This is a genomic window from Cyanobium sp. Morenito 9A2 (genome assembly GCF_024345575.1).
In the GTDB taxonomy this organism is placed as follows: Bacteria; Cyanobacteriota; Cyanobacteriia; order PCC-6307; family Cyanobiaceae; genus ATX-6F1.
The window spans coordinates 436091-461407 of sequence record NZ_JAGQBJ010000001.1 but is presented as its reverse complement, the minus strand read 5'-3'; the positions used below and the strand labels follow the sequence as shown (position 1 = coordinate 461407).

The 25317-nt window shown below is 68.0% G+C and carries 27 protein-coding genes; 6 read left to right on the top strand and 21 right to left on the bottom strand.

Annotated elements, in window-relative coordinates; genetic code table 11:
• Nucleotides 1-39: 39 nt before the first annotated feature.
• Genes KBY88_RS02445 through KBY88_RS02435 form a run of 3 tightly spaced genes read right to left on the bottom strand, consistent with a single transcriptional unit; the run spans nt 40 to nt 1136 of the window.
• Nucleotides 40-357 carry a TMEM165/GDT1 family protein gene (locus KBY88_RS02445; RefSeq protein WP_254938295.1) on the bottom strand — a complete coding sequence of 106 codons (318 nt, stop codon included), beginning with the start codon at nt 355-357 and terminating at the stop codon, nt 40-42.
• A 39-nt stretch (nt 358-396) separates the two neighbouring features.
• Entirely contained in the window at nt 397-780 is a 384-nt protein-coding gene (locus tag KBY88_RS02440) for a TMEM165/GDT1 family protein (RefSeq protein WP_254938294.1), read from the bottom strand.
• Nucleotides 780-1136, bottom strand: coding sequence for a YkgJ family cysteine cluster protein (locus tag KBY88_RS02435; protein WP_254938293.1), 357 nt, complete (start codon nt 1134-1136; stop codon nt 780-782). The genes KBY88_RS02440 and KBY88_RS02435 overlap by 1 nt, the downstream gene beginning before the upstream one ends.
• Nucleotides 1137-1313: 177 nt before the next feature.
• On the opposite strand from KBY88_RS02435, the gene psb30 reads away from it, so the two are divergent.
• The gene (gene psb30 / locus KBY88_RS02430) at nt 1314-1421 is read left to right on the top strand and encodes a photosystem II reaction center protein Ycf12/Psb30 (RefSeq protein ID WP_254938292.1); all 108 of its coding nucleotides are present in this window, start codon (nt 1314-1316) and stop codon (nt 1419-1421) included.
• Here psb30 and KBY88_RS02425 read toward each other — a convergent pair.
• Entirely contained in the window at nt 1400-2695 is a 1296-nt protein-coding gene (locus tag KBY88_RS02425) for a chloride channel protein (RefSeq protein WP_254938291.1), read from the bottom strand. The two genes, psb30 and KBY88_RS02425, sit on opposite strands and share 22 nt — an antisense overlap.
• A 46-nt stretch (nt 2696-2741) precedes the next feature.
• The gene (recJ, locus tag KBY88_RS02420) at nt 2742-4706 is read right to left on the bottom strand and encodes a single-stranded-DNA-specific exonuclease RecJ (protein ID WP_254938290.1); all 1965 of its coding nucleotides are present in this window, start codon (nt 4704-4706) and stop codon (nt 2742-2744) included.
• A 20-nt stretch (nt 4707-4726) separates the two neighbouring features.
• Between recJ and KBY88_RS02415 the strand changes: the two genes are divergently transcribed.
• From KBY88_RS02415 to KBY88_RS02405, 3 genes are read left to right on the top strand one after another with little or no spacing between them, the layout of a single operon-like run.
• A complete protein-coding gene (locus KBY88_RS02415) occupies nt 4727-5515 on the top strand; it encodes an HAD-IA family hydrolase (RefSeq protein ID WP_254938289.1) in 789 nt (262 codons plus the stop codon).
• Nucleotides 5512-5856: a DUF565 domain-containing protein gene (locus KBY88_RS02410; RefSeq protein ID WP_254938288.1), complete on the top strand. Its 345-nt coding sequence runs from the start codon at nt 5512-5514 to the stop codon at nt 5854-5856. Before KBY88_RS02415 ends, KBY88_RS02410 begins: the two co-directional genes overlap by 4 nt.
• Nucleotides 5853-6866, top strand: a complete 1014-nt coding sequence (locus KBY88_RS02405; protein WP_254938287.1) for a hypothetical protein — start codon at nt 5853-5855, stop codon at nt 6864-6866. Before KBY88_RS02410 ends, KBY88_RS02405 begins: the two co-directional genes overlap by 4 nt.
• Here the strand turns inward: KBY88_RS02405 and rpmF are convergent.
• Nucleotides 6827-7006 carry a 50S ribosomal protein L32 gene (gene rpmF, locus KBY88_RS02400; protein WP_254938286.1) on the bottom strand — a complete coding sequence of 60 codons (180 nt, stop codon included), beginning with the start codon at nt 7004-7006 and terminating at the stop codon, nt 6827-6829. The genes KBY88_RS02405 and rpmF overlap by 40 nt on opposite strands.
• A gap of 243 nt (nt 7007-7249) precedes the next feature.
• Here rpmF and ftsH point away from each other — a divergent pair, with 243 nt between their 5' ends.
• Nucleotides 7250-9127, top strand: a complete 1878-nt coding sequence (gene ftsH, locus KBY88_RS02395; RefSeq protein ID WP_396102446.1) for an ATP-dependent zinc metalloprotease FtsH — start codon at nt 7250-7252, stop codon at nt 9125-9127.
• Nucleotides 9128-9157: 30 nt separating this feature from the next.
• Here the strand turns inward: ftsH and KBY88_RS02390 are convergent, their stop codons facing one another.
• The 3 genes from KBY88_RS02390 to thrC all read right to left on the bottom strand — a co-directional run bounded on the left by KBY88_RS02390 (nt 9158) and on the right by thrC (nt 11903).
• Nucleotides 9158-10120, bottom strand: coding sequence for a cupin domain-containing protein (locus tag KBY88_RS02390; protein WP_254938285.1), 963 nt, complete (start codon nt 10118-10120; stop codon nt 9158-9160).
• Nucleotides 10121-10244: 124 nt separating this feature from the next.
• Nucleotides 10245-10520, bottom strand: a complete 276-nt coding sequence (locus tag KBY88_RS02385; RefSeq protein ID WP_254938284.1) for a MoaD/ThiS family protein — start codon at nt 10518-10520, stop codon at nt 10245-10247.
• A gap of 75 nt (nt 10521-10595) precedes the next feature.
• Nucleotides 10596-11903, bottom strand: a complete 1308-nt coding sequence (gene thrC, locus KBY88_RS02380) for a threonine synthase (protein ID WP_254938283.1) — start codon at nt 11901-11903, stop codon at nt 10596-10598.
• A gap of 110 nt (nt 11904-12013) precedes the next feature.
• Between thrC and KBY88_RS02375 the strand changes: the two genes are divergently transcribed.
• A complete protein-coding gene (locus tag KBY88_RS02375; RefSeq protein ID WP_254938282.1) occupies nt 12014-14881 on the top strand; it encodes a UPF0182 family protein in 2868 nt (955 codons plus the stop codon).
• A gap of 69 nt (nt 14882-14950) precedes the next feature.
• Here KBY88_RS02375 and fba read toward each other — a convergent pair whose 3' ends face one another.
• The 12 genes from fba to KBY88_RS02315 form a co-directional block, all read right to left on the bottom strand.
• Nucleotides 14951-16024 (bottom strand): class II fructose-bisphosphate aldolase, encoded by a 1074-nt coding sequence (gene fba, locus KBY88_RS02370; protein ID WP_254938281.1) that lies wholly within the window; start codon nt 16022-16024, stop codon nt 14951-14953.
• Between the two features lie 215 nt (nt 16025-16239).
• Entirely contained in the window at nt 16240-17370 is a 1131-nt protein-coding gene (locus tag KBY88_RS02365) for a Gfo/Idh/MocA family protein (protein WP_254938280.1), read from the bottom strand.
• Nucleotides 17367-17792 carry a hypothetical protein gene (locus KBY88_RS02360; protein WP_254938279.1) on the bottom strand — a complete coding sequence of 142 codons (426 nt, stop codon included), beginning with the start codon at nt 17790-17792 and terminating at the stop codon, nt 17367-17369. Before KBY88_RS02360 ends, KBY88_RS02365 begins: the two co-directional genes overlap by 4 nt.
• A gap of 15 nt (nt 17793-17807) precedes the next feature.
• Nucleotides 17808-18683 carry an acetyl-CoA carboxylase, carboxyltransferase subunit beta gene (accD, locus tag KBY88_RS02355; RefSeq protein WP_254938278.1) on the bottom strand — a complete coding sequence of 292 codons (876 nt, stop codon included), beginning with the start codon at nt 18681-18683 and terminating at the stop codon, nt 17808-17810.
• A gap of 30 nt (nt 18684-18713) precedes the next feature.
• Nucleotides 18714-19571, bottom strand: coding sequence for a prepilin peptidase (locus tag KBY88_RS02350; protein ID WP_254938277.1), 858 nt, complete (start codon nt 19569-19571; stop codon nt 18714-18716).
• Complete coding sequence (locus tag KBY88_RS02345; protein WP_254938276.1) at nt 19572-19886, bottom strand: hypothetical protein; 315 nt, start codon at nt 19884-19886, stop codon at nt 19572-19574.
• A 43-nt stretch (nt 19887-19929) separates the two neighbouring features.
• Nucleotides 19930-20820: a phosphoribulokinase gene (locus tag KBY88_RS02340; protein ID WP_254938275.1), complete on the bottom strand. Its 891-nt coding sequence runs from the start codon at nt 20818-20820 to the stop codon at nt 19930-19932.
• A 73-nt stretch (nt 20821-20893) separates the two neighbouring features.
• The gene (leuB, locus tag KBY88_RS02335; RefSeq protein ID WP_254938274.1) at nt 20894-21967 is read right to left on the bottom strand and encodes a 3-isopropylmalate dehydrogenase; all 1074 of its coding nucleotides are present in this window, start codon (nt 21965-21967) and stop codon (nt 20894-20896) included.
• Nucleotides 21968-22049: 82 nt separating this feature from the next.
• Nucleotides 22050-23087 (bottom strand): UDP-3-O-(3-hydroxymyristoyl)glucosamine N-acyltransferase, encoded by a 1038-nt coding sequence (gene lpxD, locus KBY88_RS02330; protein ID WP_254938273.1) that lies wholly within the window; start codon nt 23085-23087, stop codon nt 22050-22052.
• Nucleotides 23088-23126: 39 nt separating this feature from the next.
• Nucleotides 23127-24248, bottom strand: coding sequence for a glutamate 5-kinase (gene proB, locus KBY88_RS02325; protein ID WP_254938272.1), 1122 nt, complete (start codon nt 24246-24248; stop codon nt 23127-23129).
• On the bottom strand, nt 24248-24760 hold the full coding sequence (locus KBY88_RS02320; RefSeq protein ID WP_254938271.1) for a YqeG family HAD IIIA-type phosphatase: 513 nt from the start codon (nt 24758-24760) through the stop codon (nt 24248-24250). Before KBY88_RS02320 ends, proB begins: the two co-directional genes overlap by 1 nt.
• Nucleotides 24757-25308: a DUF3727 domain-containing protein gene (locus KBY88_RS02315; protein ID WP_254938270.1), complete on the bottom strand. Its 552-nt coding sequence runs from the start codon at nt 25306-25308 to the stop codon at nt 24757-24759. The genes KBY88_RS02320 and KBY88_RS02315 overlap by 4 nt, the downstream gene beginning before the upstream one ends.
• Nucleotides 25309-25317 lie beyond the last annotated feature (9 nt).

The window sequence follows — 25317 nt, the reverse complement described above, 5'->3', positions numbered from 1 at the left end:
CAGCGAAGCCCAGGCGGACGTGCGTCTTGACAGCTGACTCTAAGGATCCGTGGGATCGCCGGCTGGAGTCGCCGTGGGGTCCCCTTGGCTGGAGCGCCAGATCAGGCGGCCACCAATCAACAGAAAGCCCAGGGCCGCCGCCAGTTGAAGGGTTTCAGGATCGATCACCGAGGAGAGCGAGCCCCCGGCTGCCGCACCGAGCAGACTCGCCAGCACCAGGGCGGCGGAGCTGCCGGCGAACACAGCCCCGGGGCGGTTCGAGGTGCCGCTGATCGACACCACCGCCAATTGGGTCTTGTCACCCAGTTCCGCCAGGAACACAGTGACAAAGGTGGAGGCCAGCAGAGGGAGGGTCATGGCGGCGGTGAGCTCGGATCAAACAGCCGGAGGTGGTGGTCAGGGCGACATCAGACCAAGGGCGGCCTGGCGACCGATCCAGAGGCCCAGCGCCACCATCAAGATGCCCGCCAGGCGCTCCAACTGGTGGGCCGGCATCACGCCCGCCAGCCAGCGGCCCAACACCACCCCCACAAACGACGAACAGATCAGGGCCAAGGCGGCCCCGAAGAACACCACCACCGGTTGACCGGACTGGGCCGAGAGCAACAAGGCCGCCAGCTGGGTCTTGTCGCCCAGCTCAGCCAGAAACACCGTGGTGGCCGTGGTGAGGAAGACGGCTCCCCAGCTGCCTGCCCCCTGGGCGGTCACCTGGGACGGGGCCTTCAGGTCGAGCGATGCCGCGTCGGCATCAGGTGTGGCGGGTTGGCTGGCATCGCCCATCAGCGTCCCTGGATGGCTCGCTCGAAACTGCGATACACCCTGCCACGGCCTCCGTAGACACTGCGGATCTGCTGGCGGCAGCAGCCAATCGCGAAACGGTCGCCGTCCTCCTCCGGCACCGCGAACAGATCAGCCAGGTTCTCCACCCGGCAGAACGTCGGTCGCCCGTCATAGATCCGGCAGCGGCGGCCACCGCTGTCGTAATGGAGACACCAGCCATCGGGGCCCACCATCGAGAGATAGAGCGTGCGCTGGTCGGGATCCAGCGCAGCGAGGGCCTCGCCGCGCTCGTCGGGATCGAGCCGGCAACAGGCACCACAACCACTGATGCAGGTCCATTGCTCGGGGCGACTCATGGCCGCAGCTCCCGGAGCTGTGACAAGCCGTCACAGTGGGCCTTCCCGGCGCCGTGCCCAGCCCTGGGCGCCCCGTAGGCTGCCCTGGAGCAGGTGGCGCCCGTACCCAGGCGATCCACCCGGGGAGTTGATCCCCGTCCGCCATCTGAACGCCGACCAATCGCAAGCCGACCAACCATGGGCATCGACTTCCATCTGATCGCCAACTTTCTCGCCCTGGCCCTGATCACCCTCGCCGGTCCCGCCGTGGTGTTCATTCTCTTCTACCGCCGCGGCGCCCTCTGAAGCTCCGCCAGGGCGTGATAAATCGGTTGGTCGAGCACCAGCCGGCCGGTGTAGGCCCCCAGGGTGGCCGCCAGCAGCAGGCCAGGCAGCAGCTGTTGGTCCCCCGCCAGGCGCACCGCAAACACGATGGTCATCACGGGCAACTGGGTGGCCCCCGCCAGGCCCGCGGCCATGCCCAGGGCCAGTCCCAGGTGGGGGTCAGCTCCGAAGAGCCGCAGCAGCCCGTCGCCGAACACCGCCCCGAGGCTGAAGGCCGGATCGATCAAACCGCCTGGAATTCCCCCTCCCAAGGCCAACACCGGCCCCACCAGCCGGGCCAGCAGCAGCCCCATCCAGCCCAGCGGCGTGAACGGTTCGCCCGCAGCCTCGATCAGCTGGCTCATCAGCGTTTCGCCATCGCCGCCACTGCTGCCGCCACTGAGCAGGGCCAAGGCCGCCAGCAGGCCCCCCAAGAGCAGACCGAGCCGCAGGGGGCGCCGGCGCAGGTGGGGCAGCAGGAGTCGGCTGGTCTCGAGGAGCAGCCGCGAGAAGCCAGCTCCCAGCAGCCCCCCGAGCACCCCCACCGGCAGGGCCCAGGCCAGTTGATCCGACTCAAAAGCTGGGCTGCTCAGCAGCCCGAGCCCGAACATCGGCTCTCCCCCCAAATGGCTGAAGGCGGCAGCGCTGGAGCAGACCAGCAGGGCAGGCAAGATCACCGTGAGCTGAAATCGGTGGGTGAGTTCCTCGGCCATGAACACCACTCCCATCAGAGGAGTGTTGAAGCCTCCGGCCAAACCGGCGCCCGCACCGATGGCCAACAGGTCAGGGACCTGGAGGTCCTTGAGCAGGCCAGGCCAGCGGCGCCTGAGCCCATGGGCCACGGCGGCCCCCACGTGCACCACAGGACCCTCCCGCCCCAGGGGCATCAGCGCCAGGGTGGCGGCGCTCCAGAGCGCCAGCCGCTGCAGGGTGGGCCGGGGCGCCATCAGGCCCTCGGCGTCGGCGGAATTCTCCAAGCAGGCCATGGTCTGGGGGATGCCGGAGCCGGCCCCTTCGTGCCACCGGTCCGCCTGCAGCCCCAGCAAGAGCGGCAGCACGACGAGCGGTGAGGCTGCCAGCAGCAGCCCCGGCGCGGTCCAGCCCTGGCCGCTGAAGGCCGGGAGCCGGCCCAACCACTGGGCCTGGAGCCGGTCCATCAGGTTCAGGGGCCAGCAGGCTGCCCCCACCGCCAGCCCCAGGAGCGCCAGTTGCAGCAGCGTCTGCAGAAGGCCCCACAGCGCGCTACTGGGCCGCATCGGCGGCTGAGCCAGACGCGGGGACCGGCCTTGTTCTCTCCCCATTTCAGGCCACCAGCCCCAGGGCCACGGCGGCCTCCTGGAGCAGCGAACGGATGTACGGGTGCTCGCCTCCGGCGGTCCCAGTCGGAGCGATGGCCGCCTGGACTTCCTCGCCGGCGGCATTGCGGATCAGCAGCCCCTCCCCCTGGCGGCGGCACCAGTAGCTGCGCTCCCGACGCCGCAGCAGCACCTCCCCCCCACCGCTGCAGCGCACCCCCGCCAACTCCAACTGCAGGCGCTCCTGACCCTGCCAGCGGTCCAGCCGCAGACGGAAGGCCACATCCACCTGCTCGGGTACGGGGCCCTGGCCCTGCCAGCGCCAGGCGATCGCCCGCAGCCGGCTCTCCCCCTGTTCCAGGGTCAGCTGCAGGTGACCGCCCCGCAGGAGGCGTTGCTCCAGCACCCGGCAGCGCGAGCACCAGAACAGGGGCGCCGCGAGACCGACGCCAAAGGGCTCCAGCCGCCGCATCTGCTGCCAGAAGGCCCGGTCGATGCGCCCCAGGGGCAGGTGCGCCTCGGGCTCCAGGGGCAGGCCCTCCCCCCGCTTGGCCAGCCAGCCCTGGGCCAGCCCCTCGAGCCGCTCTTGAAGGGCTGCCACCCGCTCGGCCCGCACCGTGAACCCGCCGGCGGCGGGGTGGCCGCCGAAACGCTCCAGCAGCTCGGCGCACTCCTGCAGGGCCTGATCGACGGCGAATCCCTTGGGCGAGCGCACCGATGCCCGCAGGCGGCCGTGGCCCTCACTGGCGAGCAGTGCCACCGGCCGGCCGAAGCGCTCCACCAGACGGGCCGCCACGATGCCGATCACGCCGTGGTGCCAGTGGCCCTGAGCCAGGAGCAGAAAGGCGGGGCGCTGGGGGCCATCGGCCTCCACCAGGGCCACCGCCTCAGCCTCGATCGCTTCACAGAGCTCCTTGCGCTGGCGGTTGAGCGCCTCGCACTCCCGCGCCAGGTCCATGGCCCGCTCCCGCTGCTCGGTGGTGAGCAGCTCCACCACCAGCCGCGGATCCCCCAGCCGGCCCACGGCGTTGATGCGCGGGGCCAACTGGAAGCCGATGGTGGTGGCCTCCATGGGCCCCTCTTCCAGGCCCGCCACCTGGGCGAGGGCCTGGAGGCCAGGGAGGCCGCTGGCCCCGAGCCGCGGCAACCCATCCATCAGCCAGCGGCGGTTGACCCCCAGCAGGGGGGCCATGTCAGCGACGGTGCCGATGCAGAACAGATCCAGGGCCACCGCCAAGGCATCGGGGCGCTGGAGCTGAAGGCAGAGGGCCTGGGCCAGCACGTAGGCCAGGCCCACCCCCGCCAACCCTCGGTAGGGGGAGCCCTCGGGGGTGCAGGCGGGGTGGAGCAAAGCCAGGTAGGGCGGGTGCTCCGCCGGCAGCGTGTGGTGGTCGGTGAGGATCACCTCCACCCCCAGCTCCTGGGCCCGGTCCAGGGCCCCCCGCGCGGAGATGCCATTGTCCACGGTCACCAGCAGGCGCACGCCGCCTGCCTCCAGGCGCTCCACCATGGGCGCGTTGAGGCCATAGCCATCGTCCTGGCGGCTGGGGATCGCCGCCACTGGCCTGGCCCCCAGCCGCTGCAGCACCCCCACCAGTAAGGCCGTGCTGGTCATGCCATCGGCGTCGTAGTCGCCGCAGATGGCCACCGCCTCCGCTCCCGCGCAGCTCCGCTGCAGGCGGGCGACGGCTAGGGCCAGATCAGCGAAGTGGCCGTAGGCATCCGGTGCGGGTGCTGGATCCAGCAGGACCTCGATGGCTGCGGAGCTGCTGAAGCCGCGGCGGAGCAGCACCGCCAGCAGCTCATCGGGGAGCCCCAGTCCCTCCAACGCGCTGGGGTCAAGGGGGTCTCCAGTCCCACCGGCGTGCAGGGCCGGAAGGGGCGCGGGCAGGTGCCAGGGTTGCTCGGGCAAAGAGGAGAGCAACGGCGGGGCGCTGGGGCTGCCGCATTCTGCGTGGCGTACGGATCCCATGCACCTCCTAGCCTGCACCCATGCAGGTTTCATCCCCTGAGTGTTCCCCCGGGTGTGCGCTGAGCGCCCTGCTCTGGGACGTGGACGGGACCCTCGCGGAGACTGAGCAGGGGGGACACCGGCTCGCCTTCAACCGAGCGATGACCGACGCCGGCCTGAGCTGGCAATGGGACGAAACCACGTACCGGCAGCTGCTGACCGTGAGCGGTGGACGTGAGCGCCTGGCCCATGACCTGGAGCGGAGGGAAGGGCGGCCCCCCGAACCATCACGGCTCGACGATCTGGTGACACGTAAGCAGGGGCACTATCACGCCCTTGTGGAGGCCGGCGAACTGCAGCTGCGGCCAGGGGTCCGCCGGCTGATGGCGGCAGCGGCGGCGGCGGGCCTGCGCCAGGGCATCGTCACCACCAGTGGCCGGGACTCGGTGCAGGCGCTTGCGGAACAGCTGCTCGGCACGCTGGCCGGTGCGTTGAGCTTCTGGATCTGTGGCGAAGACGTGCAGGGCAAGAAGCCCGACCCCGAGGCCTACCGGCTGGCGCTGGCGCAGCTGGGATCGGATGGCCATGGGGTGCTGGCGATCGAGGATTCGCTCAATGGCCTGGGGGCGGCAAGGGCGGCCGGTCTGCGCTGCCTGATCACCCTGGGGATCGACAGCGCCGCGCTGCCGATCGCACGCTTCGCTGCGGCGACGGGGGTGGTGGATGGTCTGGGGGATCCGGGCCGCCCCGCCGCAGTGCGGCGTGGTCCGGCTTGCCGGCAGGGGCTCATTACGCTCTCTTGGCTGGAGCAGCTGATGTCCATGCCATGACCAGGCTTCCGCTGGAACCCACCCGCTTCAGTCGGGTTCAGGAGCGTCTGGCAAGGCTGCTGTTCGGCAGTCTCGCGGGCCGCTGGCGAGAGCGCAGCCTGGCCATCCTGGCCCTGCTGTTGGGCTACTACGCCGGCAGCAACCTCACCAGCTATTTCCTGCAGAGCATCGGCCAACGCCCCCTGGTGGTGCTGGGAATGGTGGTGCTGATCGAGGCCGTGGTGAGGCTGCGCAGCCACTGGCTCAAAGGGGACCCAGGTCTGGGCTGGGTGCTCTGCGACAACCTGCGCATCGGCGTGGTCTATGCCGTGGTGCTGGAGGGCTTCAAGCTCGGTTCATGACCACCGAGGCCCTGCTGGCGGCTTGCGGGGTTGAGGATCAGGTGCTGTGGCGAAAGCTGGGGCGACGACGACTGGAAACCGCCCATCGCGCAGGAGATCTTGATCTGCAAGAGGCGCTGAAACGCGCCCATCCCAGCCTGGTGTGGAACCTATGGCTACCCCTGCTGACGGTCCTGGAACGGCGCCTGGGGGAGGGCCCTCCCGTGCTGATCGGGCTGAACGGTCCCGTGGGGGCGGGCAAATCCACCCTGGCTCAGGTGCTGCGGGCCCTGGCCGCCCAGGCGGGGATCCATCTGGCCATCGCCTCGATCGACGATGCCTACCTGCCCTGGGAGGAGCGGCAAAAGGTGCTGACAGGTAATCCCTTCGGCGTCGGTCGGGTGCCCCCTGGCAGCCATGGGAGCGACGTGTTCACCACCGCCCTGGGCCAGTGGCGTCAGGGCGGGCTGTTGCGCCTGCCCCGCTTCGACAAAACCTTGCGCGGCGGGGAAGGTGACCGCTGCGGCTGGAGCGAACAGCGTGCTGATGCCGTGCTCCTTGAGGGCTGGCTGCTGGGCTGCCGGCCCATCCCCCAAGACCAGTTGACGGCCATGGTTCACGCCCAGGGGGGTGCCTCCGGCCTGGGTCTCTCCGAGGCGGAGGTGGACTGGCTGCCGCGCTGGAATCAGGCCCTGGGAGACTACGGCCCCCTCTGGGAGCACCTTGACACCCTCTGGATTCTGCGACCCGTTGATTGGACCTGCCCCCGGCGCTGGCGCCTTCAGGCCGAAGCGCAGCAACGGCGCCGTTACCCCGGGTCCGGACTCACGCCAGCAAACGTGGAAGCTTTGGTGCGGGCCAGTCTCGGTTCGTTACCGCCGTCGCTCTACCAAGACCCGCTGCTGGGGAAGGCCGAGGGTGTGGCCCTGATTGATCGCCAGCGCCGCTGCCCCTGGAGTGGCACTGGGGCTGAGGCCCCCTCTGCCCTCGCTCAGCTTTCGCTTTCCTCCTCGACCTCAGCGATCGGGTAAATGAAGCCCTGAGCGCGGCCGCTCAGCACGGCCTTACCAATGGAAAGGGCCTTCTGGGCCGCCACACCGGCCTTGGCCTTCCAATGGGCGTGGCGCTGGTTGCGCTTGCCCTTGGAGGTTTTCTTCTTGGGAACAGCCATCCCACTCGCTCTGCCAAACAATGATCCTGCGCCGCGACCCTGCCATTCGTCAAATCGCTAAGGTGTGGCCAGCGGTCAAGCCCAGTGAGCACGAGCCTTCCTCCGGCGGCAATCGCGGTCCCCGTGGCCGCGGCCGTCCCGGCACCCGCGCCCCCGGGGGCCGAAGCGATCACCCCAGCGGCGCCCCCCCAATCCGTCGCCCCCAAGCCCCAGGCTGACCCTCCCAAAACCAGCAGCGGCTCGGTGGAACCGGCACAACCACCCGCGTCCAGCACCGCTGCGCAACCCCTCCGGTCCTCCAGCCATTCCTCCCTGCTCCAGGACCTGGGCCTCAAGGCCCCCGCGGGCCCCAGCTACAGCCAGCTGCTCGCCGACATCAAGGCCGGCAACGTCAAGAGCCTGGAACTCTCCGTGCGCCAACGTGAAGCGCAGGTCACATTCAAAGACGGGAGTACCGCCTCCGTTGCTGTCTTCGACAATGACCAGCAACTCCTGCGCACCTCCCAGGAGGCCCGCGTGCCGCTCACGGTGCGGGACAGCCGCCAGGACGACGCCACCGCCGGCCTGGTGGCCAATCTGCTGCTTGTGGCCCTGTTGCTGGGCGGACTGACCCTGCTGATCCGCCGTTCGGCCCAGGTGGCCAACAAGGCCATGGGCTTTGGCCGCAGCCAGCCCCGGGTGCAGCCCGAGGGCAGTGTGAGCGTTCGCTTCGAGGACGTCGCCGGCATCAACGAAGCGAAGGCGGAACTTCAGGAGGTGGTCACCTTCTTGAAGGAGCCCGAGCGCTTCACCTCCATCGGCGCCAAGATCCCCAAGGGTGTGTTGCTGGTGGGACCGCCCGGCACCGGCAAGACCCTGCTGGCCCGGGCGATCGCCGGCGAGGCCGGGGTGCCGTTCTTCTCGATGGCCGCCTCGGAATTCGTCGAGTTGTTCGTGGGCGTGGGGGCCAGCCGGGTGCGCGACCTGTTCCGGAAGGCCAAGGAAAAAGCGCCCTGCATCATCTTCATCGATGAGATTGATGCGGTGGGGCGCCAGCGCGGAGCCGGCATCGGCGGCGGCAACGACGAGCGTGAACAAACCCTCAACCAACTGCTCACAGAGATGGATGGCTTCGAGGAGAACTCGGGGGTGATCCTGCTGGCAGCCACCAACCGCGCCGATGTGCTGGATTCCGCCCTGCTGCGTCCGGGCCGCTTTGATCGTCAGATCACCGTAGACCTCCCCGACCGCCGTGGGCGCGAAGCGATCCTGGCGGTGCACGCCCGCACCCGCCCCCTCGACCCGGAGGTTTCACTGGCCCGCTGGGCTGTGCACACCCCGGGCTTCTCCGGAGCCGATCTCTCCAATCTGCTCAACGAGGCCGCCATCCTCACCGCCCGTCGGCACAGGAGCAGCATCGACGACGGGGCGCTCAATGACGCCCTCGAGCGCATCACCATGGGCCTGACCGTGGCGCCGCTGCAGGACAGCGCCAAGAAGCGCCTGATCGCCTACCACGAGGTGGGCCACGCCCTGCTCACCACCTTGGTGCCTCACGCCGACAAGCTCGACAAAGTCACCCTGTTGCCCCGGGCCGGTGGTGTGGGGGGCTTCGCCCGCACCACCCCCGACGAGGAAATTCTCGATTCCGGTCTGATCAGCAAGGCTTACCTGCGGGCACGGCTCGTGGTGGCCATGGGGGGACGGGCGGCGGAGTTGGTGGTGTTCGGACCCAACGAGGTGACCCAGGGGGCCTCCGGGGACCTGCAGATGGTCACCCGCATCTGCCGTGAGATGGTCACCCGCTACGGGTTCTCCAGCCTCGGGCCCGTGGCGCTCGAAGGGGGCGGTGGTGAGATCTTCATTGGCCGCGATCTGCTCCAATCTCGCCCCCACTATGCCGACAGCACCGGACGCCAGATCGATGACCAGGTGCGCGACCTGGCCCAGCAGGCTCTCGATGAGGCGGTGGCCATGCTCAAGCCACGGCGGCAGTTGATGGATGAACTGGTGGAGCGACTGATTGAACAGGAAACCCTCGATGGCGAGGAGTTCCGTGGCATTGTCAACGCTGCGGGCGCTCGGGAGGAGGATCAATCCAGCGGGAGCACTGGCAGCGAAACCATCGCTGCGGTGATCTGAGGCTCCAACCCTGTTCAGCGACGGTTGGACTCAGCTGAAACGGATGTCGAGGCTGCGCAGGTAGGTGTGCAGGCCGGCGTCCTGGATCGGCAGGAGCATCGAGCTTCTGCCGCTCTCGTTCACGTGGGAGTGCCAGAGGCCGGGGGGGGTCACAAAGGCGGCTCCTGGCTCCCAGTCCATACGCACGGGGTTGCGGATCGTGCCGTCCCCATTGAGCTCCGAACCCGAGAGCGTCGCGCAGCCAGGGTCACAGTCGATCACCAGATCCAGGGCCACCGACTGGTGGCGATGGGGGGGTTGAACTGCCCCGGCGGGCACCAGGCCGAGCATGGCCCAGAGGGTGTGGGTCACGGTGCGGCTGGCGGGCAGGTCGCGGTTGGCCAGCAGCAGGCTGAGGCGGTTGCTGCGGGCGCTGGAGGGATCGGCGGCCAGGGTCTCCAGCTCCTGCCGCAGCCAGGGACCCGGGTAGTGGGTGGGCTCAAAGCGCGGATCCGTGGCCGCGACCCCGAGGAAGTTCAGCAGCGGACCGTCATGGACCCAATAAATCGTGCTCTCGGCAGTGGCCTCCAGTCGGGCAGGTCCACCGGCGGGCAGCACGAACAGATCGCCCGCGTTCCAGGGCTGGTTGACCTCCGCTCCGAGGACAGCCGCTGGACGCCGGCAACTGCCGGCCCCACGCCAGACGTAGAAGAGTTGGCTGGTGGCGTTGGCGCTGGCCTCGATCGCCTCCCCGGCGAGAATACGGATGAAGTTCGCCGACAGGGCGGGGCTGGTGGCCGGGCCACCGCACCCCAGCTCGGCGCTGAGGTCCAGGGGCAGCACCGCCGTGGGCCCCTGGGCATGGAGTGATGGGCCCCAGCCGTGCTCGCGCATCGGCTCGGTGAGGCCGTGGCGGATCGGATTGGCGGCCTGGCGGTAATCGAACACCAGGGCCTTGGCGCTCCCCGGGCAGGCGACAGACCCTGCAATAGTTGCCTGGGGTGCCTGGGTCATTGATCCAGCCGCTTGAGAGGACCTGAGCCTATTGGCCCTGGGGCCGGGGCGGACGGCTGAAGCAGTGGAGACGATGACCCCCTGACACGGCTGGGGGCCTCGGTGGTTCGACCCGGGTCAGCTTTCAGCCGCCGGCCACCGCCGGGACGATGCTCACTTCGTCGCCATCGTTCAAGGGGGTGGATTGGTTGTCGAGAAAACGAATGTCTTCACTGTTGACGTAGATGTTCAGAAAGCGGCGCAACTTGCCGTTCTCATCGGTGAGCCGCTCCTGGATGCCGGGGAAGGTCACCGCGAGGGCCTGAATCAGCCCGTCAACATCGCTGGCCTCGATCGCCACATTGGCCTGGTCAGCGGTGTATTTCTGCAGCGGAGTGGGGATCAGAACCTGAACGGCCATGGGAAAAGGTTGGGAAGGATCTAGGGGGGAATCGGCTCAAGGGCGCCAAGGCTGGGGCGCCTGGCCCAAAGGCCTTCAGGAGGTGACTTGCTCCCAGGAGGCGCGCTGCAGGGACTGGGCACGCTCCCAGGCGGCGTTGAAACTGCCCAGTTGCGGTTCAATCGTGAGCGGTTCACCCACGACGGAGGTGATCGCCTCGGTGGTCTTGAGGCCGTTGCCGGTGATGTAAGCGACGGTGGTCTCCTCCGGATCGATCTTGCCCTCCTCCACCAACTTCTTGAGCACGGCGATGGTGGTGCCGCCGGCTGTTTCCGTGAACACTCCTTCGGTTTCCGCCAGGAGCTGGATCCCAGCCACGATCTCCGCGTCACTGACCGCGGCAATCGAGCCGCCTGTGCGGCTGGCGATGTCGAGGGCGTAGGCGCCATCAGCGGGGTTGCCGATGGCGATCGATTTGGCAATGGTGTTGGGCTTCACCGGCGTGATGAAATCACGCCCCTCGGCGAAGGCCTGGGCAATGGGGCTGCAGCCCTCCGCCTGGGCACCGCTGAAGCGCACGGGCTTCTCGTCAACGAGGCCCACCTTGATGAACTCATCGAAGCCCTTGCGGATCTTGGTGAACAGGGAGCCCGAGGCCAACGGAGCGACGATGTGATCAGGGAGCTGCCAGCCCAGTTGCTCGATCACCTCGTAGCCCAGGGTTTTGGAGCCTTCGGAGTAGTAGGGGCGCAGGTTGATGTTCACGAAACCCCAGCCGTAGGTGTTGGCCACTTCGGAGCAGAGACGGTTCACCTGGTCGTAGTTGCCTTTCACCGCCATCAAGGTGGGGTTGTAGATCAAGGTGCCCAGCACCTTGCCCAGCTCCAGATCGGAGGGGATGAACACGCAGCACTCAAGACCCGCGTGGGCAGCGATGGCGGCGGTGGAGTTGGCCAGGTTGCCGGTGGAGGCGCAGCTCACCGTGGAGAAACCCAGCTCCCGGGCGCGGGTGAGTGCCACAGAGACCACCCGGTCCTTGAAGGAGAGGGTGGGCGAGTTCACGCCGTCATTCTTGATGTAGAGCTTTTTGAGACCCAAACGGCGGGCGAGGCGGTTGGCGCGCAGCAAGGGCGTGAAGCCGGTGCCGACATCGATGGGATCGCCCTCAATCGGCAAGAACTCGCGGTAGCGCCAGATCGAGGCGGGACCGGCTTCGATCGAGGCGCGGCTGACCCGGGCGCGGATCGCGTCGTAGTCGTAAACGACCTCCAGGGGGCCAAAGCAGACGTCTTCGCAGACATGGCGAGCGGTTGCTTCGTAGGGATGGCCGCACTCCTTGCAGCGCAGGCCCGTGAAGGTGGCTCGGGAGAGGGTGGCGGTCACATCCCGGAGGCTGAGTTCCATGAAGCTAGCAGCGCTCTCTCGCCTGGTCCTAAATAGCCGATCATTTTAGTCGGGTTTAGCGAGGCCTGGTTGACCCTTGCGCCCCGGGTGACGCGAACTAGCCTCACGCCGTGGCTTTTCGTCCCTTTCGCCGGCCGTTCCCGTGGGTTGCCACGGCCCTGGGACTGCTTGTCGTCGCGCCCGCGGCTGTCCTTCTGTCGCGGCTGTCCATCGAGTGGGAATGGTTCGGCCAATTCGGCTTCGAGTCGGTGGTGCTGCGCCGCTGGCTCCTACAGCTGGTCGCCTTTCTGGTGGTCATGGGGCTCGGGATCCCACTCCAACTCCAGCAACTTCAGCGCTGCTGGAATCTTCGCCAGAGGGCAGGCTCGAAAATCCTGCCACCCGATTCCCTGCTCCGGCTCGATCCAGTCCCCCTTGTGGCCGTTCAGGCCGTGCTGCTGATCCTGCTGGTCGGAGGCCTCTCCTACCTGGAGGTCCAGGCCAGGGGGTTGATTGCGGCGCCGTTCAGCGGGGATGTGATCAGTGGATTTCCCGTCTTCGCCGATCTTTCCCCTCCGCTGGTGATCGGGCTTGGTGCTGCTCTGCTGATCCCACTGCTCCTCTGGCCCCTCACCACCCTGCGGCTGCTCATGGGAGCGGCCCTGGTGGGGTCGGCCTCTGCCCTGGCCCGGGGCTGGAGCCTCTGGGTTCCAGCCCTGCTGGCCGTGCCCTTTGGTGAAGGGGATCCGCTCACCGGGTTTGATCTCAGCTTCACGGTGCTGCAGCTGCCAGCCCTACGGCTCTTGCTCAGCGTTCTCTTCGCCCAGGCGACCGTGGGGCTGGCGGGCTGCCTCTGGCTCACCTTCACCGAGGGCAGCACCGTTAGTGATCTGCGCTTTGTTGGACTGAGCCTGGAGCAGAAGGCGGTGCTCCAGCCCCAGGTCGCCGTGCTGGCCGTCGTGGCAGCGATCAGTGCGGCGCTCAGCCCCTTCGATCTGATGGTGCAGGGCAACGGCGTGGCCGCCGGTGCGGGCTTCGTCGACCTGCATGTGCGCCTCCCCCTGCGGCTGCTGCTGGCCCTGTTGCTGTTGTTCACGGCTCTCGGACTGGTGGTGCCGATGCGCCGGCACTGGCTGCGGCGGCTCATCCTGTTGCCCCTGGTGGGGACGGCCCTGCTGCTGCCGGTCGCCGAATTTCTGGTGGCACCGCTGGTCCAGCGCCTCTGGGTGGAACCCCGGGAGCTGCTGGTGGAGACGCCCTATCTGCGCCGCAGCATCCGCGCCACCCGCCGTGCCTTCGGTCTTGAGCGGCTGCGGGAGATGACCTTGGCCCCACGCCAGGCCCTCACCGCCGCAGACCTGGCCAAGGCCCCGGGCACCCTGGCCAACATCCGCCTCTGGGACAGCAGGCCCCTGCTGGCCGCCAACCGCCAGCTCCAGCAATTGCGGCTCTACTACAGCTTCCCCTCAGCGGCGGTGGATCGCTACCTGCTGGGCGATCCAGCCCGGGTCACAGCGTCCCAGCAGGTGCTGATCGCCGCCCGGGAAATCGACCCGAGCGCCCTGCCGACGGGGTCACGCACCTGGTTGAACCGGCATCTGGTCTTCACCCATGGCTACGGCTTCACTGTGTCCCCGGTGAACACCTTCGGCTCCGATGGCCTGCCCTCGTTCTTTGTGAAAGATCTGGGCAGGAGCCTGCGGGTGCAGGGGAACGCTGCGCTGGGCATCAGTAACGCCAGTGCCGAAGGGGCTTTCCCGGTGGGCCGCCCCCGCATCTATTACGGATCGGCTCCCGCTCCCTATGCGATTGCGCCCACCAAGGTGGAGGAGTTCGATTACCCCGACGGGGAACTGAACTTCTGGAACCACTTCGAGGGAGAACTGGGAGTCGGACTGGGCAATGCCTGGCATCGCTTCAAGGCCGCCGCGTACCTGGGGGAGCCCCGTGTGCTGTTCAGCGGATCCTTCACGCCCCGATCGCTGCTGCTGCTGAGACGGCAGGTGAAGGAGCGCCTCCGGGCCCTGGCCCCATTCCTGGGTTTCGAAAGCGAACCGTATCTCGTCACCGCTGAGCTGAAGGACAGCCCGGGCCATCGCCCCGGACAGCACCAGTACTGGATGCTCGACGGCTTCACCACCAGCCGCAGCTACCCCTACAGCGAGGCCAATACCAATGGGATTCGCTACTTCCGCAATCCCGTCAAGGCCGTGGTGGATGCCCACGACGGACGGGTCTGGCTCTACGTGAGCGATGCCTCCGATCCGATTCTTCGCACCTGGCAGAGGGCCTTCCCTGAGCTGTTCCGACCGCTTCAGGCGATGCCCAAGCCCTTGCTGAAGCACATCCGAGTGCCGATCAGTCAGTTCACGATTCAATCGGAGCGGCTGCTCCGCTATCACGTCACCGACGTGCGGACGTTCTACAACCGCGAGGATGAATGGGCGGTGCCTTCGGAGATCTATGACTCCAAGACCGTTCCGGTGCAGCCGTATCACGCCACCTTGCAACTGCCGGGGGAAGTGAAGCCGGAGTTCGTGTTGCTGCTCCCCTTCTCACCGCTGAAGCGCTCGAACCTGGTGGGCTGGCTGGCCGCCCGCAATGATCCTCCGAATTACGACGAGCTGGTGCTGGTGCGATTCCCGCAGCAACGCCTGCTGCTGGGCCCGGAGCAGATCACCTCGCTGATCGCCCAGGACCCACAGATCAGCCTTCAGTTTGGCCTCTGGGGCAGGGTCGGCGGCTCCCAGCTGGTCCGCGGCAACATCCTGGTGCTGCCTGTGGGCGAAGGCTTGCTCTATGTCGAGCCGATCTATCTCCGCTCCAAATCCACGAATTTCCCCACCCTGGTCAGAGTGGTGGTGACCGACGGCCGGCGTTTCGTGATGGAGCGCAGTCTGGAGGTCGCCCTCGCCCGGCTGGTGGGGCTCAAGGCCCCTGGGGGCCGAGGATTCCCAGCCCCTCAGCAGGCGGCCACACCTGTCAACCCTGCGCCCTGAAGCGACCACTGGCACCATGAAAAAGGGGCCCGAAGGCCCCTGAAACGCAGCTTGGGCTGGGTCACGGACTCAGACGGCCACCGCGGTCTTCGAATCGAGGGCACCCTTGGCATAGAGCTCGGCGTAGTAGTTGATGTTCTGCTGCTTGATCTTGCTGGCGTTGCCGGCACACCAGAACTGCTGGTAGCGATCGAGGCAGACCTGCTTCATGTAGGCCCGGGCGGGCTTGTTGAAGTGGCGGGGGTCGAAGTTGGAGGGATCCTTGAAGGCGGCTTCACGCACAGCCGCTGTGAAGGCCAGGCGGTTGTCAGTGTCGATGTTGATCTTGCGCACACCGTTGCGGATGCCTTCCTGGATCTCCTCGACGGGCACCCCGTAGGTTTCAGGGATTGCGCCGCCGTACTTGTTGATCATGTCCAGCCATTCCTGGGGCACGGAGGAGGAGCCGTGCATCACCAGGTGGGTGTTGGGGAGGGCCTTGTGAATCTCCGCGATCCGGGAGATCGCGAGCACCTCACCGGTGGGCTTGCGGGTGAATTTGTAGGCGCCGTGGCTGGTGCCGATGGCGATCGCCAGGGCGTCCACCTTGGTCTTGGCGACGAAGTCGGCCGCCTCGGCCGGATCGGTGAGCAGCTGATCGTGGGAGAGGGCGCCTTCGAAGCCGTGGCCGTCCTCGGCCTCACCCTTGCCGGTCTCCAGGGAGCCCAGGCAGCCCAGTTCGCCTTCGACGCTCACGCCGATGGCATGGGCCACATCCACCACTTCCTTGGTGACGGCCACGTTGTACTCGTAGCTGGCGGGGGTCTTGGCGTCAGCTTCGAGGGAACCGTCCATCATCACGGAGGTGAAACCGTTGGCGGCGGCCCCGAAGCAGGTGGCGGGGCTGTTGCCGTGGTCCTGGTGCATCACCACCGGGATGTCGGGGTACGTTTCCACCGCCGCCAGGATCAGGTGGCGCAGAAAGTTCTCACCGGCGTACTGACGGGCGCCGCGGGAGGCCTGCAGGATGACGGGGCTGTCGGTCTCAGAGGCCGCCTCCATGATCGATTGCACCTGTTCCAGGTTGTTGACGTTGAAGGCCGGGATGCCATAGCCGTTCTCTGCGGCATGGTCGAGCAGCAGCCGAAGCGGAACGAGCGCCATGGGAAGAAACCTCGAGGGGGAAAAGGGACGACAGGGAGAGGACAGCCGGAGTGAACGACGTTCACCCGATGCCTTGGTTGTCTGGGTTGCCGGAGTTGCCTGAACGGCGTTGAACGCCGACCGTGCTGGGCTAGTCGGGAGTCTAGGGGATGCCCCTTGAAACCCAGACGAGCGCGTCACTGCAAGCACGCTCCGTGGCCGGGACCGGCTCTCCCTCAGCCCAACCGCTCCCGCAGACCGCTGACGGCCGAGCGCAGGGTCGCATCGCAGCAGCGCTGGCTCTGGACCGCCTCGGCCAGGCCCGGCACCATCGGCCGATCGGCGCGCACGGCCTCGGCCCACCAGCCCTGGAGCCGCCGCACCGGGGCGATGCGTCCATCCATCCAGGTGCGCGCAAAGGCGAGGGCCGGATCGGGGGGCACGGGTTGGAGGGGCTCTCCGCCTCGGGAGATCCAGAGCTGGAAGCCGTGCACGTAGTCGGACTGGTTGTCGGAGCCCAGCACGAGGGTGGCCTGGCTGCCGTAGAGCTCGATCCAGTAGCCCCGGCCCCGACGGGTCACGGCCGCCAGGTTCATCTGGGCCGCCACCGCCTGACCAGGGGCCACCTCCAGGCTGAGGTGAGCCAGGGCGATGTCCTCGGCATCGACCGGCGCCCGACGGCCCGATCGGTCGGGTAAGGGGCGCTCAGGGATCGCCACCCGGGTGCTGGCTGAGAGCTCCAGGGAGGGTCCGATCAGCCAATGCAACGTGTCGAAGGCGTGGGTCCCTAGGGAGCCGATCACGCCGCCCCCTTCGCTGCGCTGGGAATACCAGTTCCAGGGACGGCTGGTGTCACTGCGACTGCCCATCAGCCAATCGAGCTTCACCAGATAGGGAATCCCCAGAACCCCCTGCTCCAGGAGAGCCTTGAGCTGCTGGAACACGGGCACGGCCCGGTATTCGAAATTCACCGCCACGCAGAGGCGCCGGGCCAGGGCCAAGCGGCGCAGGTCCTCCACCTGGTCGGCATGGAGGGCGGCGGGCTTCTCCAACAGCAGGTGCTTGCCGGCCTCGAGGGCCCGCCGCGCCAGATCGAAACGCACCGCCGGAGGCGTGGCGATCACCACAGCCTCGATCCCCGGATCCGCCAGCAGGGCGTCGAAATCGCTGTGGCCGGGCAGCTCTGCGGCGCGGCAGGCGGCCTCCAGGCGCTCGGGGCGCGGGTGCCAGAGGACCACCGGCTCGGTGCGGGGCTGATCGCGCAGGGCGACCAGATGCACCTTCTCACCGAAGCCCAATCCTGCCACCGCCACCTTCAACGGTGCCGCAGGGGAAGCCTGGGCCGCAGCTGCAGGTGGGGGACTCATCGGGCGGCCAGCAGGGGGGCACCAGCTTCACAGGCCGCCGTCAGAACCGCCGCAATCAACGGATCGCCCCCGACCGGTTGCCACTCGGCGCCGAACTGGTGCCAACCGCCAATGGCGGTGTCGCGGTAGAGCGCTTGGCCGCAGTCCAGATCCATCACGTAGAGGCTGCCCGGCTTGGGCCGGCCCCCCCCATCACCCTCGCCAGCGGCGCCCTCCGCTGCGGGGCGAAAACGACTCAGCACCGTGAGCTGGCCCCCACGGCCCACCCGCAGGCTGCCCGCATCCCACCATTGCTCCCCCTCGGCCGTGGTGCCGACCGAGATCCACTCCACCGGCCCCGCCAGCAGGCCAGTGGGCAGAGCCATCGAGAGGATCAGCGCGAGCAGGGCGCCCAGCAGGGTCGTGGGCCGGAAGCGAACCATGTTGATCCCCCCGGGTCAGGCCGGTACGGCGGCGGCGCAGCCATGCAGCCGCAGCAGCCCAGCCAGGGTGGAGCGCAGGCGGGTGCGCGGCACGATGTGATCGACGAAGCCATGCTCCAGCAGATACTCGGCGGTCTGGAAGCCATCGGGTAGGCGCTCCCGCAGGGTCTGCTCGATCACGCGCCGGCCGGCGAAGCCGATCAGGGCCTTCGGTTCGGCCAAGATGAGGTCACCGAGCATGGCGAAGCTGGCCGTGACCCCCCCGGTGGTGGGGTGGGTGAGCAGGGGGATGTAAAGCAGTTCCGCCTGGCGATGGTGCTGCAGGGCACCGGAGATCTTGGCCATCTGCATCAGGCTGAGCATCCCCTCCTGCATGCGGGCGCCACCGGAGGCGCAGACGATCACCACCGGGATCCGGCGGGCCGTGGCCTCCTCGATCAGCCGGGTGAGTCGCTCGCCCACCACCGAGCCCATGGAGCCGCCCATGAAGCGGAAATCCATCACCCCGAGGGCAAGGTGCAGACCATCGAGGCGGCAGAGCCCGGTGACCACGGCGTCTTTGAGACCGGTGCTGCGCTGGCTGTCTCGCAGACGATCGGCGTAGCTGCGGCGGTCCTTGAAGACCAGGGGATCGGTGGGGGTGAGCTCGCCGTCAAGCACCTCGAAGCTGCCGGGATCAGCGATCAGGCGGATGCGCTCGTCGCTGTGGATGCGGTGGTGGTGCCCGCAACCACTGCAAACGCTGGCATGGGCGATGAGATCCTTGCGGTAGACCACCAGGCCGCACTCGGGGCACTTGCTCCAGAGGCCGTCGCCTTCTTCGACCTCCTGGGCGGCACGCACCACGGGGATGGTCTTGCGACGATCGGCGAACCAGTCGAACAGCGACACGGTTGGGCAGCCCCGGGGATCATCAGGCCATTAAACGCCGGCGAAGCCCAGGCGCTCGCCGAACTGCCGCAGCCACCAGCCGTTGCCACCGAACCAGAGGGCCACAGCGCCGGCGGCGAGAAAGGGGCCAAAAGGAAAGGGCTGGTGGCGTTTGAGCTGGCCCGTGAGCCGCCCGAGGCTGCCCAGCAGCGCACCGCCCAGCACCGCAAGGGCCACCGCCAGACCCATGCCGGTGAGTCCCAACCAGGCCCCCAGCAAGGCCGTGAGCTTGGCGTCACCGAGCCCCAGGGCAGGCTGGCCCATCGCCTTCTGCGCCAGCCAGCTGAGCCCCTCAAAGGCGAGCAGACCCACGGCGGCGGCGATGAGGTGATCGAGCAAGAGCTGGCGGCCGATCGCCTCCCCCTGGCTGAAGCCCAGGGCGGCGGTCACCGCCCAGCCCAGGAGCACACCCCAGCGGCAGAGAGGTTCCGGTAGCCAGAGCTGGTCAAGGTCGATGAGCACCAGGGGCACCAGCCAGCTGACGAACACCCAGCCGGCCGCCAGCAGCAGCCAGGGGGCGGCCGCCCCCATGGCCGAGGGAACCGCCAGCACCACAGCCACCCACAGCCCTGCGCTGAGCAGCTCCACAAGGGGGTAGCGCACGGCGATCGGGCCGTGGCAGTGGCGGCAGCGGCCCCGCAGCAGCAGCCAACCCAGAAGGGGCAGGTTGTCGTACCAGCGCAGGCGGGTGCCGCAGTGGGGGCAATGGCTGGGGGGGGAGATGATCGACTCCCCCCGGGGCACGCGCCAGGCCACCACGTTCAAGAAGCTGCCGACGCAGGCCCCCAGCACGGCGGCCACCGGCGCAATCAGCGCGACGTCAAAGGCGGCGACCGCAGGTGGCTCCATTCAGCGGCGAGCGGGTGAACGGGAGTGCCGGGGGCGCGTGGAAGCCCCGCGAATGTAATCAAGGGCCACAAACTGTTCCTCGGGCAGCAGCACCGGCGGCTCGAACACCACCCGGCCCTGGGCCGATTGCAGATTGAGGACGATGCCCAGGGGCTCGCCGCCGCAAGGGCCGTGCTCGAAATGCTGCAGGTAAAGGCGGCGAGCCATAGAGATCAACCGACCACTGTCAACGCGATCAAAGCGCAGGGACGGCAGCGGCAGACCAACGGCCCCACGGATCTCAAACGATGGCGTGGTGATCGGATTCGGTTTCACCGGTTCCACCAACTGGGCGCAGGTTAGTGCGCCGCCCGAGGATCTACCGATCCTTGATCAGGTTATGAATAATCGGGGTGAGGATCAGCTCCATGGCAAAGCCCATCTTGCCGCCGCCCACCACGATCGAGGTGGGGCTGGACATGAAGGAGCCCGTGATCATCTTGAGCAGATAGGGGAAATCAATTCCCCATTTCTCACGGGCGCCCTTGCGGAAATGCACAATCACGAAAGATTCGTCCGGGGTGGGGATGTTTCGGATCGTGAAGGGATTGGAGGTGTCGACCGTGGGGATGCGCTGGAAATTGATGTCCGTGAGGCTGAACTGCGGGCAGATGTGGTTGATGTAATCCGGCATCCGGCGCAGGATCGTATCCACAGTGGCCTCAGCGGAGTAACCCCGCTCGGCGTTGTCACGGGAGATCTTCTGGATCCACTCCAGGTTCACGATCGGCACCACACCCACGAGCAGGTCGGCCAGCGAGGCCAGGTCGTAACCCTCGCCAACCACACCGCCATGGAGACCCTCATAGAAGAGAAGGTCGGTGTCAGCAGGGAGCGATTCCCAGGGGGTGAACTGGCCGGGCTCGAGCTTGGTGCCCAGGCGTGCATTGTGCTCGGCAGCCTCGTCGAGGGAATGCAGGTAGTAACGCTTCTGGCCCCCGCCGGTCTCGCCGTAGGTCTTGAAGAGCTCCTGGAGCTTGTCGAACAGGTTGGCCTCAGGGCCGAAATGGGAGAAATTCTCTCCTTTGGCCAGGGCCTCTGCCATGGCCACCTTCATCGGACCGCGCTCGAAGCGGTGGTAGCTGTCGCCCTCCACCACCGCTGGGGTGATGCCCTCGCGCTTGAAGATGTGCTCGAAGGCCTTTTTGACGGTGCTGGTGCCGGCGCCGGAGGAACCGGTGACGGACACGACCGGATGACGCTTCGACATCGGCGCAGGGATAAGTGAAAATTGAGTTTCGCAGATCGCCGGACCTGTCCCCCGCGGCCAGGCCCTAGCGGCCCTAGAGCACCGCCAGAAGCTGTTCGCCCATGGCCTGGCAACCGAGCAACGTGGTGCCTTCGGCGGCCAGATCACCCGTGCGGTAGCCCGCCTCGAGCACCCGGTCAACGGCACGCTCCAGATCGGCGGCGGCGGCCCCCTGGTGCAGGCCGATGCGCAGAAGCATGGCGGCCGAGAGCACCATCGCCAGGGGATTGGCCTTGTCGGTACCGGCAATGTCGGGGGCGGAGCCATGGACGGGCTCAAACACCCCCGGCCCGCCTGAGCCCAGGGAAGCCGAAGGCAGCATGCCGATCGAACCGGTGAGCATGGCGGCCTCGTCGCTGAGGATGTCGCCGAACAGATTGCTGGTGAGCAGCACATCGAACTGCCGCGGGTTGCGCACCAACTGCATGGCGGCGTTGTCGACATACATATGACTGAGCTCCACGCCGGGATACTCGGCACTGATCACCTCGACCCGATCGCGCCAGAGCTGGCTCACATCGAGCACGTTGGCCTTGTCGACTGAGCAGAGCTGGCCGCGGCGCTGGAGGGCCAGATCGAAGGCCACCCTGGCGATGCGATCGATCTCGAAATCGAAGTAGGCCATGGTGTTGAAGGCGCGCACGTGGCCATCCGCTTCAACGCGCCCCTTGGGGGTGCCGAAGTAAACGCCGCCCGTGAGCTCGCGCACCACCAGCAGATCCACCCCGCCGACCACCTCCGGGCGCAGGGTGCTGGCGTCGATCAGGGCCGGCACGATCGTCACCGGCCGCAGGTTGGCGAACAGGCCCAGGCCGGCGCGCAAGGTGAGCAGGCCGGTTTCGGGGCGCAGCTCGCGGGGCAGGGCGTCGTACTGGTAGCCGCCGATGGCCGCCAGCAGCACCGCATCACTGGCGCGGCAGGCATCCAACGTGCGTTCCGGCAGGGGCACGCCGGTGGCATCGATGGCGGCCCCACCGATCGGCTGCTCGACATAGCTGAGTTCGAACCCGTGGCGGATGCTCACCGCATCAAGCAGTTGCCGCGCCACGCCCATGATCTCCGGGCCGATGCCGTCTCCGGGCAGCAGGGTGAGTCGGTAGCGGGTCATGGCAACTGGAGAGGGGGGCGGGCACGTGGCGCGAAGCTACCCCAGCGACGGGGGGCTGACCCGGGGGACTGCGCTGCAGGCCTCAGCTGACGTCGCGGCTCAACTGGCGGAGGGTGCGCGCCATCTCCGGCAGCTTGTTGAAGGCCGCCGAGCAACGCAGCCAGAGCCGATTGGGGATGGCTGGGTAGCCGCTCACCACCTCACCGGCGGCCACCTCACCGTGGATGCCGGATTTGGAGGAGGCGATCGAGCGGTCGCCCATCACCGCCTTGTTGGCCAGCCCCACCTGGCCCGCCAGGATCACGCCATTCCCGAGGCGGGCGCCGCCGGCGATGCCCACCTGGGCCGCCAGGGCGCAGCCCTGGCCTGTCACCACCCCGTGGCCGATGTGCACGAGGTTGTCGATCTTGGTGCCGGCGCCGATGCGGGTCTCCCCCACCGAGGGCCGATCGATCGTGCTGCCGCAGCCCACTTCAACCCCCTCCTCAAGCACCACCTGACCGGTCTGGGGCATTTTGCGCCAGCCACTGGCGGTGGGCACGAAACCAAAGCCCTCGGACCCGATCACGGCGTTGGAGTGCACCACGCAGCCCTTCGACAGGCGGGAACCGGGCTGGAGCACAGCATTGGCATGGATCTCACAGCCCTCAGCCAGCTCGACGTCGTCGTAGAGCACCACACCGGGATGGAGGGTGGAGCCCGCGCCCACCACCGAGCCGGCGCCCACCACCACCTGGGCGGCGATGGACACACCCTCTCCGAGGGTTGCTGTGGAATCGATCACGGCGCTGGGGTGGACACCGGCGGGCCGGGGCTGGCGCGGGTAGAGAGCGTCGAGGGCCTCGGCGAAACCCAGGCGCGGATTCTTCAGGGCCACCCAAGCGAGGCCGGCGGCGCTGGCCTGCTCCTGCAGGGCGGGGTCGCCCGGGAGCAGCAGGGCGCCGGCGTCGCTGGCCGCCAGCTGGGCCGCCAGGCTGTGGCCCGCCTCGAGAAAGCTGAGCTGGGAGGGGCCCGCTTGATCGAGTGCTGCGGCACCGGAAAGCTCGGGATCGCCGGCCAGATGGGGGGCCCCGGCGGCATTACCGGGGCTGAGCCGGGCCAGCAGTTCACTGAAGCGCATTCCGCCGATCGCCAGCCGCGGCCGGATGGTAGGGCGGCCCTAGGCCAGGGCCGCCGGGGCGGTGAGCACCAGATGGTCGCGGTGCACCACCGCATCGCCCACATCGGCGCCCAGGGTGCGCTGCAGCGCCTCACTGCTCTGGCCGATCACCAGAGCCAGCTCCTCACTGCTCAGGGCGCTCAGGCCGCGGCCGAGCTCACGGCCATCGAGGGCCATCAGACGTACGGCATCGCGGCGCTCGAAGCGACCATCCACCTGGCGGATGCCCACCGCCAGGAGTGAGGCTCCTCGCTCCAGCAGGGCACTTTCGGCGCCGGCATCAATCCAGAGCTTGCCCCTGGGCACCAGGGCGTGGGCCAGCCAGCCCTTGCGGTCGGGCAGGGGCTGGGGACTGGGCTGGAACACGGTTCCCAGACGCTCCCCCACCAGCAGGGCATTGAGCACGGCGGGATCGCGGCCATCGGCCAGACGCACGCGAATGCCGCTGGAGGTGGCGATGCGGGCGGCCGCCAGCTTGGTGGTCATGCCGCCTGTGCCCCACTGGCCACCGCCCGAGGCCACCCCACTGAGGCGCTCCAGCTCCGCCAGGGAGCCCACCTCCTCGATTGGTTGGGCGTTGGCATCCCGCCGGGGATCCCCCGAATAGAGCCGGTCCACGTCGGTGAGCAGGATCAGTTCATCGGCGCTCACCGCAACGGCCACCAGGGCCGAGAGGGTGTCGTTGTCGCCGAAGCGCAACTCGTGGGTAGCGAGAGTGTCATTCTCATTGATGATCGGCACCACACCCCAGACCAGGAGCTGCTCGAGGGTGCGGCAGGCGCTCTGGTAGCGGCGGCGGGAGGCGAGATCGCTGCGGGTGAGCAGCACCTGGGCCACGGTTTGGCCATGGGCGGCAAAGGCGGCGTCGTAGAGGCCCATGAGACGGCCCTGGCCTACGGCGGCGGCGGCCTGGAGCGCCTGCACCTCCTTGGGGCGGCCGGGCAGCTCCAGGGCGCGGCAGCCCAGGCCCACGGCGCCACTGGTGACCAGGGCCACGCTGTGGCCATTGGCGCGTTGACGGCTGAGGCTGGCGGCCAGATCAGCGATCACGGCGGCGGTGTCGCGCTCGGCGCTGCCCCGCAGCAGGCTGGTCCCCACCTTGATGACCCGGCGCACGGCCATCAGCCCAGGTCGCTGCCCACCCAACGGGCCAGGCGCATTTCGAGGTTCTGCAACCGGTCGCGCTCGCAGGCCAGACCCGAGGGATTCACCGGTTTCACCAGCACCGTGTAGAGCCCGAGGCGGTTGCCGGCGAGCACATCGGTGAACAGGCGGTCGCCCACCAGGGCCACCTGCTGCGGGGGCAGGTTCAGTTCCGCCAGCACCCGGCGCAGGGCGCTGCGGCGGGGCTTCCCGGCGGAGGTGGTGAAGGGCACCCCCAGCCGGTCCGCCACAGAGCCGATGCGCGCCTTGGAGGGGTTGTTGCTGAACAGCCGCAGCTTCAGGTGCTGCTGGGCCCGCTGGAGCCAGGCCTCGATCGAGGCCGGCAACTCCGCATGCCGCGCCGGCAGCAGGGTGCGGTCCACATCCAGCACGAGGGCACCCAAGGGGACCGCCAGCAGACGGTCCAGGGAAAGCTCCGCCACGGTGCCGCTGGCGAGCCAGTCAGGTTGCAGCAGCTGGGGCAGGCTCAATCGTCGCTCTCCCGCTCGTCGAGCTCGGCCTCGATGCGGGGCTGGACCCGCTCGAATTCCTCCCCTTCCACCAAAACCGCCTCGCCATCGTTGATGCGCGCGAGCACGAAAAAGGGATCGATGGGAATGAACAGGCCGTACTCCTGGCCGTCGGCGCGGAACTGAATCAGCAGTTCGTAGGCATCAGTTTCGTCATCGAGGTCATCATCCTCATCCTCGAAGTCATCGGGATCGGGCTCATCGAGCTCGCCACTGACTGTGAGCGTGACGGCGGAGCGCACCAAGGTGAGGTCGTGCTCCTGAAGCACCACATCGGCGACCGAGAGGATCGGCTCAGCCGCCTCAATCAGCTCGATCACCTCAGGCTCCTCGTCGTCCTCGAGACGCACCAGGCAGACCGGGGTGTCCACGGGGGTGAGCAGGGCGTAGTCGTGGCCGTCAAGGGGAATCAGCTGCTCAAGGAAACACAGCAGCTCGCGGCCACCGTCGCGCACCAGCACCGTGGGCACATCACCGGATCCAGAGTTGGAGGGGCCTTCGGCGCTCATGGAAGGAGT

Excerpts from the sequence above, each read along its gene's own strand:
- rpmF (WP_254938286.1), bottom strand. The coding sequence starts at position 7,006 with ATGGCTGTTCCCAAGAAGAAAACCTCCAAGGGCAAGCGCAACCAGCGC.
- KBY88_RS02445 (WP_254938295.1), bottom strand. The coding sequence starts at position 357 with ATGACCCTCCCTCTGCTGGCCTCCACCTTTGTCACTGTGTTCCTGGCG.
- lpxD (WP_254938273.1), bottom strand. The coding sequence starts at position 23,087 with ATGCGCTTCAGTGAACTGCTGGCCCGGCTCAGCCCCGGTAATGCCGCC.
- psb30 (WP_254938292.1), top strand. The coding sequence starts at position 1,314 with ATGGGCATCGACTTCCATCTGATCGCCAACTTTCTCGCCCTGGCCCTG.
- leuB (WP_254938274.1), bottom strand. The coding sequence starts at position 21,967 with ATGACCCGCTACCGACTCACCCTGCTGCCCGGAGACGGCATCGGCCCG.
- KBY88_RS02405 (WP_254938287.1), top strand. The coding sequence starts at position 5,853 with ATGACCACCGAGGCCCTGCTGGCGGCTTGCGGGGTTGAGGATCAGGTG.
- KBY88_RS02410 (WP_254938288.1), top strand. The coding sequence starts at position 5,512 with ATGACCAGGCTTCCGCTGGAACCCACCCGCTTCAGTCGGGTTCAGGAG.
- KBY88_RS02425 (WP_254938291.1), bottom strand. The coding sequence starts at position 2,695 with ATGCGGCCCAGTAGCGCGCTGTGGGGCCTTCTGCAGACGCTGCTGCAA.
- proB (WP_254938272.1), bottom strand. The coding sequence starts at position 24,248 with ATGGCCGTGCGCCGGGTCATCAAGGTGGGGACCAGCCTGCTGCGGGGC.
- KBY88_RS02340 (WP_254938275.1), bottom strand. The coding sequence starts at position 20,820 with ATGTCGAAGCGTCATCCGGTCGTGTCCGTCACCGGTTCCTCCGGCGCC.
- KBY88_RS02360 (WP_254938279.1), bottom strand. The coding sequence starts at position 17,792 with ATGGTTCGCTTCCGGCCCACGACCCTGCTGGGCGCCCTGCTCGCGCTG.
- KBY88_RS02365 (WP_254938280.1), bottom strand. The coding sequence starts at position 17,370 with ATGAGTCCCCCACCTGCAGCTGCGGCCCAGGCTTCCCCTGCGGCACCG.
- KBY88_RS02390 (WP_254938285.1), bottom strand. The coding sequence starts at position 10,120 with ATGACCCAGGCACCCCAGGCAACTATTGCAGGGTCTGTCGCCTGCCCG.
- KBY88_RS02385 (WP_254938284.1), bottom strand. The coding sequence starts at position 10,520 with ATGGCCGTTCAGGTTCTGATCCCCACTCCGCTGCAGAAATACACCGCT.
- recJ (WP_254938290.1), bottom strand. The coding sequence starts at position 4,706 with ATGGGATCCGTACGCCACGCAGAATGCGGCAGCCCCAGCGCCCCGCCG.
- KBY88_RS02315 (WP_254938270.1), bottom strand. The coding sequence starts at position 25,308 with ATGAGCGCCGAAGGCCCCTCCAACTCTGGATCCGGTGATGTGCCCACG.
- fba (WP_254938281.1), bottom strand. The coding sequence starts at position 16,024 with ATGGCGCTCGTTCCGCTTCGGCTGCTGCTCGACCATGCCGCAGAGAAC.
- thrC (WP_254938283.1), bottom strand. The coding sequence starts at position 11,903 with ATGGAACTCAGCCTCCGGGATGTGACCGCCACCCTCTCCCGAGCCACC.
- KBY88_RS02435 (WP_254938293.1), bottom strand. The coding sequence starts at position 1,136 with ATGAGTCGCCCCGAGCAATGGACCTGCATCAGTGGTTGTGGTGCCTGT.
- KBY88_RS02350 (WP_254938277.1), bottom strand. The coding sequence starts at position 19,571 with ATGGAGCCACCTGCGGTCGCCGCCTTTGACGTCGCGCTGATTGCGCCG.
- KBY88_RS02415 (WP_254938289.1), top strand. The coding sequence starts at position 4,727 with ATGCAGGTTTCATCCCCTGAGTGTTCCCCCGGGTGTGCGCTGAGCGCC.
- KBY88_RS02440 (WP_254938294.1), bottom strand. The coding sequence starts at position 780 with ATGGGCGATGCCAGCCAACCCGCCACACCTGATGCCGACGCGGCATCG.